Annotated in this window: 8 protein-coding genes; all 8 read left to right on the plus strand. The window is 47.1% G+C overall.

Going from position 1 to position 5,881, the window contains the following annotated elements; all coding sequences use genetic code 11:
* Positions 1-1,062 (plus strand): outer membrane beta-barrel protein (locus EAO38_RS08185; protein ID WP_328588096.1); only part of this gene is annotated, 1,062 nt, incomplete at its 5' end.
* Between the two features lie 9 nt (positions 1,063-1,071).
* Complete coding sequence (locus tag EAO38_RS08190; RefSeq protein ID WP_121022795.1) at positions 1,072-2,433, plus strand: M23 family metallopeptidase; 1,362 nt, start codon at positions 1,072-1,074, stop codon at positions 2,431-2,433.
* A 3-nt stretch (positions 2,434-2,436) separates the two neighbouring features.
* A complete protein-coding gene (locus tag EAO38_RS08195; RefSeq protein WP_121022797.1) occupies positions 2,437-3,027 on the plus strand; it encodes a septum site-determining protein MinC in 591 nt (196 codons plus the stop codon).
* Positions 3,024-3,938 (plus strand): UDP-3-O-acyl-N-acetylglucosamine deacetylase, encoded by a 915-nt coding sequence (gene lpxC / locus EAO38_RS08200; RefSeq protein WP_121022799.1) that lies wholly within the window; start codon positions 3,024-3,026, stop codon positions 3,936-3,938. The genes EAO38_RS08195 and lpxC overlap by 4 nt, the downstream gene beginning before the upstream one ends.
* A gap of 51 nt (positions 3,939-3,989) precedes the next feature.
* Positions 3,990-4,412, plus strand: coding sequence for a hypothetical protein (locus EAO38_RS08205; RefSeq protein ID WP_162982749.1), 423 nt, complete (start codon positions 3,990-3,992; stop codon positions 4,410-4,412).
* Positions 4,413-4,465: 53 nt separating this feature from the next.
* Positions 4,466-5,368, plus strand: coding sequence for a homoserine kinase (thrB, locus tag EAO38_RS08210; RefSeq protein WP_121022802.1), 903 nt, complete (start codon positions 4,466-4,468; stop codon positions 5,366-5,368).
* Positions 5,358-5,618, plus strand: coding sequence for a YlxR family protein (locus EAO38_RS08215; RefSeq protein WP_121022804.1), 261 nt, complete (start codon positions 5,358-5,360; stop codon positions 5,616-5,618). The genes thrB and EAO38_RS08215 overlap by 11 nt, the downstream gene beginning before the upstream one ends.
* Positions 5,615-5,881: hypothetical protein (locus tag EAO38_RS08220; RefSeq protein ID WP_162982750.1), on the plus strand; the 267-nt coding region annotated here is incomplete at its 3' end. The genes EAO38_RS08215 and EAO38_RS08220, both read left to right, overlap by 4 nt.

The following is a 5,881-nucleotide window of genomic DNA, read 5'->3' on the forward strand; positions in this document are numbered from 1 at the left end:
CCCCAAAACCCCAAAGCCAACTCCAGCCCACGCCCCCCCCCCATGCAGGTATCTCCCAACGCTCCTGTTTGTATACCAAGCCCTGTAGGCACTCCCAATTTAGCCCCCCCTCCTAACCCTTATTTCTTTGCTAACCCTGCCCTACGTGCCCAGCCCTTAAACCCGGTTTTGCCTCCGCCCATTTACCCTGATTATGACTCCGATCCGCGGGTGCAAAGTTTAAAAGAACAAATCCGTGCCTTAGGCCAAACCCCCCAGACCCAACACTACTACTCTAAAAAATACATGGATAAACACTATCAAAACAAGAGCTGGCGCTTTAGGGCAGAAAAGCTAGAGAGCTATGCTATCGCGAAGGAAAAAAGCGGATTCTTTCTAGGAGGAGGTTTTGGGGTGGGAGGGTTGCAAGAATCCTACAGTGGCGCGCAGGTCTTAAGCAGTAATCTTGGGATTAGAGTGCCCAATGATGTTTTCAATACGGCCATTACGTTAAAAAACACCATTGGCATGTTCAATGTGGAGTTAGGCTACCAGCAATTTTTTAATCTCTATTTTGGGACACGTGTTTATGGAGATTTGCTCATCATACCCGGGCTAGCCAGCATTAATACGCTCAATGGCAATAGCAATTCTCAAGGCTTTGGCAAGCTTTTTTATGGTTTGGGGTCTTTGAACATGGACGCGCTCATAGACATCCCCTTAGATCGCGCCAAAGAACATTTTATCGGCGCGTATGCGGGTTTTGGCGTGGGCTTAATGATCTTGCGCGATTTTAGCAATAAGGCGTTCAATCAAGTGGTGGCCAATGGATATAAGAGTCCGAATCTTTTTTGGAAAATGTTGATGCAGGCAGATTACACGATCAATTTAGGCTTGGCTTTCACCTATAAAAGACATTTGCGTTTGGAGTTGGGTACAAAGATTCCCTTAACCTACTTGCGCTTTGGTACAGAAACTCCAGCCACTTATACTAATGCGCAATCTAGTAAGACTTTAATCAGTGGGAATACCGGTTTCAAGCGCACCAGTTTTGTCGTGGTGAATGTGCTGTATGTCTTTTAAGGGGCGATTGTGTGGCGTTGGATTGTAATGGTAATGTTGTTAGGGTGCGGGTATTTGAGCTATAATTATTGGATTAGCAAGGATAACCAAGGGCGCATTAACTTGGTGATGAAAATCACCAAAGAGGGGGGTAAAAAAACCCCCACGCAAGACTTGAGTTTGGAAAATCCCACCCATTGGAATCTCAAGCACCGCATGGTCGTAACTTTGCAAACTCCTGCTAAAATCCGTTCTTACCATGTCAAGGTTTCCACGAATGATAATTTAGTGGTCTATGAGAAGAATCAGATTGTGTTAGACGAACCCAGTCGTTTGCATTTTGACTTGCCCAAGCCCCCCATCCAGCTCCATGATCAAACCACACTCCGCTATGAGATTCGCATGTGCGACTGGAGCAATGCGAATTTTTTTAGTGGCAACACCACGCGTAAGAGTTTTGATCTCGTGTTAGACACCACTCCCCCCACGATCCACACTCTTGCCCAATCGGCTAATATCACCTATGGAGGGAGCGCGTTAGTGGTGTTTCAAGTGGAAGAAGACGCGTTGGAAAAAGTATGGCTAAATAATGGGAGCAGGGATTTTCAAGCCTTTCCCTTTATGAAAGACAAGCACTACGCCGTGATTTTGCCATGGTCTTTGCAACAGCGCGCTTTTAACGCCACCATTATGGCTAGAGACAAGGCTTTCAACACCACCACCCTTCCGCTTAAATTTATCCAAAACACCCGCACGCCCTATATCAACCGCAATGTGGAGATGAGTAAGAAATACGCGACACTGGCCCAAGCCACCCAAAGCCTTAAGAAGGATCTGCATTTTGAACGCGCTACCATGCACGCCAACTTAACAGAGATCATCGCTAAAGACTTGCACAACATCCCCATCCACGAAGCGTTGCACCTACAAGTCTTCAACCCCTTAGGGGTGGGTAAGTCTAGAATCTTGACCCCCTTTGGCACTAAGAAGCGTTATTTGTTCAAGGGTGATGTGCTAGGGGAATCATTGCATTTGGGAGTAGACTTCTTTGGCAAACACTCTAAGATTCTGGCTAGCAACGAGGGGCGCGTGGTGTTTTCTGAAGAAATACAAAGCTATGGCAAGGGCGTGCTTGTCTCCCATGGCTTGGGTTTGCACACGCTCTATGGGAGTCTTGCAAGCCTGTTAGTGCGCAAGGGGGATTTGGTGAAGGCGGGCAGCGTTTTAGGTGTGAGTGGTAAAAATACGTCAAACAAAGTTGATCATGTGCATTTTGAAGTGTTGGTGCAAGGCGTTTCTGTACGCCCGCGGGAGTGGATGGATGTAGGCTTTATCCAACGTTTCAACGATGTGCTAGATCGAGCCAAACGGCGTATTCAGGAGCAAAGGTAAGCCGTGTTACAGACTAGACAAAAGCAGGTCCGTTGTTTTGAGTTGAGTGTGGCGGCCAAAGAGCAATATTTGAACTTCATCCATAAAAACGCTCCACTTTTGCAAGATTACCTCCTTTTATTCAAAGCCCCCCCACAATCAGAAGTGTTACAAGCCCTAGAACATTATGGCTTGGCTTATAGTGTCAGTACTAAGGATCTCAAGGGCAAACCCAGCGATCAGATTGTCATTTATGAGGCTTCTGGCGCGTTGCAAGCCCCTAAAGCTCCCAAGCCTTTAGATCAGGTGCAAATTTTTGAACGCCATATCCGTAGTGGGGAAGAAATAGCCAGCAATGCCAGCTTGATCTTTCTGGGCAATATCAACCATGGCGCTAAGATCGTCGGCCAGCAAAATATTAGTGTCTATGGACGTTGCGAGGGGATTATTATTTGCATGGGAGTATGTATGGTACTTAAAAACGTCTATTCTTCGCACATCACTTTTCAGGGGGAAATCTTAAGCGATGCCCTACTGGCGCGTCTTAATGAGAATGACAAGTTAAAATTGATCACGAGAAATGACGATATAATCAAAATAAAGGATATTGTATGAGAGAGAGAACGATAGCAAGACGTGTAGAGGTGGTGGGGATTGGTTTGCACAAGGGTGTACCCGTCAAAATGGTTTTAGAGCCCTTGGGAGTGGGGTGTGGGATCGTCTTTGCGCGTTCGGATTTGCACATAGAGCTCCCCCTGTCTTACAAAAGTGTGCTAGACACTACGATGGCGACTACTTTAGGTCTTCAAGATAATGCGAAAATGCGCATCTCTACTGTGGAACATTTGCTTTCGGCTATCAGTGCTTATGGGATTGACAATCTAAAAATCTCTGTAGATAATGAGGAGATTCCCATTATGGACGGTTCTGCCATCGCCCATTGCATGCTTTTGGACGAGGCGGGTATTGTGGAGTTGGAAGCTCCCAAATCCTTTATGCGCATCACTAGAGAGGTGGAAGTCAAGGAGGGGGTTAAGTTTGCCAAAATTAGCCCTAGCCCTTCTCTCTCCTTTGAATTTGGAATTAACTTCGCCCACCCCATGATTAGAGAGCAACATTACCACTTTGAGTTCTCAAGGCAGCAGTATAAAGAGCAGATCGCACGCGCGCGCACCTTTGGTTTTTTACAGGAGGTGAATTACTTGCGCTCAATTGGGTTAGCTAGGGGGGGCAGTTTGAATAATTGCATCGTTTTAGACGAGCATGGCATTGTGAATCAAGAGGGCTTACGCTATGAAGAGGAATTCGTGCGCCACAAGATTTTGGACGCGATGGGGGACTTAGCGTTTTTGGGCAAGAATGTGGTCGGGGCTTATCACTCTTACATGGGGAGTCATAAGCTTAACGCGATGCTAGTGCAGAAGGTGTTGGAGACCCAAAGTTATGAAGTGGTGCATCTCTCCTCTGCACCCCAAAAGCATGTTGCTCCCACGGAGTCTAGGGAAGTGGCGATCGCCTATAATTAGCGTATGCGATCTTGCGCACTGGGAGTTTTAGCCCTACAAAGTCCGGTACAAATGGGTGTCTACGTGCGGGGCATGTTGTACTATTCTTTGGTTTCATCGCGTAGGACAAGCGAGGCGTTAGCCACGTTGTTTGCCCATGTTCAGGCATGGATTGCCCGACATGGCTATAGCTTGGAGGCTATTTACTATGCCACGGGGCCGGGAAGTTTCATGGCAATGAAGCTCGTGCATGTCTTTGTGCATACCTTGGCTATTACGCAAAATCTCAAGCTCTACGGGGCTCTAGGCTTTGTCTTCAACGCCCACAGGCCCATCAAGGCCTTTGGCAACAACTATTACTGCGACCATCAAGGCACTATCTGCCTAAGCCCTTTAGACAAACCCCTAACTCAGAGCATGCGTTTGCCTATTTTGCTTAAGGCCAGTGTCTTCAACGTTGCGCCCCAACCTTTATATCTTTTGCCTTCCGTTTAGGCGAAATTAGCATAAATTAGGCTATAATAGGGCATCAAAATTTAGGAAGCGATTTGGTTGTCAGTGTGCCCGCCACCAGCGCAAACTTAGGACCGGGGTTTGATTGTTTAGGGCTTGGTTTAGATCTCAAGAACCGCTTTAGTGTTGTCCCCTCTGTCTTTACCAGCATTAAGATTCAGGGCGAGGGCGAGGGGTTTTCTAAGTTCCTTGTAGACAATGTCTTTGTCAATCTCTTTAAGGGCGCGCTGCAACAACGAGGCATACAGCAGAATTTTGAGTTTCTCTTCCATAATACCATCCCCATTTCTAGGGGGTTGGGTAGCAGTTCTGCAATTGTGGTGGGCGCGTTAAGCGCGGTGAGCCACTACTTGCATGGTTGTATTGAAAAGGAAGAGGTGCTCCATGCGAGTTTGGCCTATGAATCCCATCCGGATAATATCACGCCGGCCATCTTTGGGGGTTTTAATGCGGCGATGGTGGAGAACTTTCCTGGTCCCGATCCGCTCAAAAAAAAAGTGTACCATTTGCGCACCTTGATTCCTAGCTATCTGAAAGCAGTCATTGTGATTCCCCCTCATGCTATTTCTACCAAACTCTCACGACAGGCCTTACCCAAGCGCTGCAGCCATGCCGATGCAAGCTATAACCTCGCGCATGCCAGTCTCATGTGTATGGCCTTTAGTCAGGAAAAATGGGACATGCTAAAGGTGGCCTCTAAGGATCGTTTGCATCAAGATAAGCGCATGAAGCTCTATCCCGTGCTCTATGGCGTGCAGAAAATGGCGTTAGAACATGGCGCGTTGATGAGTACACTCTCTGGGAGCGGTTCATCGTTTTTTAACATGTGCTATGCTGAAGACGCTAAGGCCCTGCAAAGTACATTGCAACAGAAGTATCCTAATTTTAGAGTATTGTCGCTAGATTTTGACAATGAAGGAGTGCAGATTGAAAATTAAAACCTTTGTTTCTAAAAACGCGGTGCGCACATGCGTATGCTGTAGGCAACGTCTCATGCAAGCGGTGTTGTTGCGTTTTAGCGTACAAGAGGGTAGAATTGTGGCTTTTCAGGGAAGTGGGCGTAGTTTTTATCTATGTGGGGCATGTATCCATGCGAAAAATGCATGCAAACAAGTCTTAAAGCTCAAACATGCTCCCAAAAATAAACACTACATCCAAGCATGGTTAGAAGAGGTGAGAGCGTCATGAGTGGAATCGCACTGAAAGATTTTGTGTTAGAATTGGGCAGGACCGATGTAAAAATCGTTATCAAGGAAGCCAAGGAGATTGGTCTAGATCTCAAGCCCACTTCTAGCTTAGATGAGGAAACGGCTGTTAGACTCTATGACTTTATCACCAACAAGCTCAACGCGCGCATGCCAAAGCGCACCAAAAAGCCCCCCGCGCCCAGCAAGGCAGAAACCCCCCCCAAACCCACGCCCCCAAACCCCTCAGTCTCCCAAGAACAGAGC

The organism is Helicobacter vulpis (genome assembly GCF_003660395.1).
Lineage (GTDB): Bacteria > Campylobacterota > Campylobacteria > Campylobacterales > Helicobacteraceae > Helicobacter > Helicobacter vulpis.

Excerpts from the sequence above, each read along its gene's own strand:
- lpxC (WP_121022799.1), top strand. The coding sequence starts at position 3,024 with ATGAGAGAGAGAACGATAGCAAGACGTGTAGAGGTGGTGGGGATTGGT.
- EAO38_RS08205 (WP_162982749.1), top strand. The coding sequence starts at position 3,990 with ATGGGTGTCTACGTGCGGGGCATGTTGTACTATTCTTTGGTTTCATCG.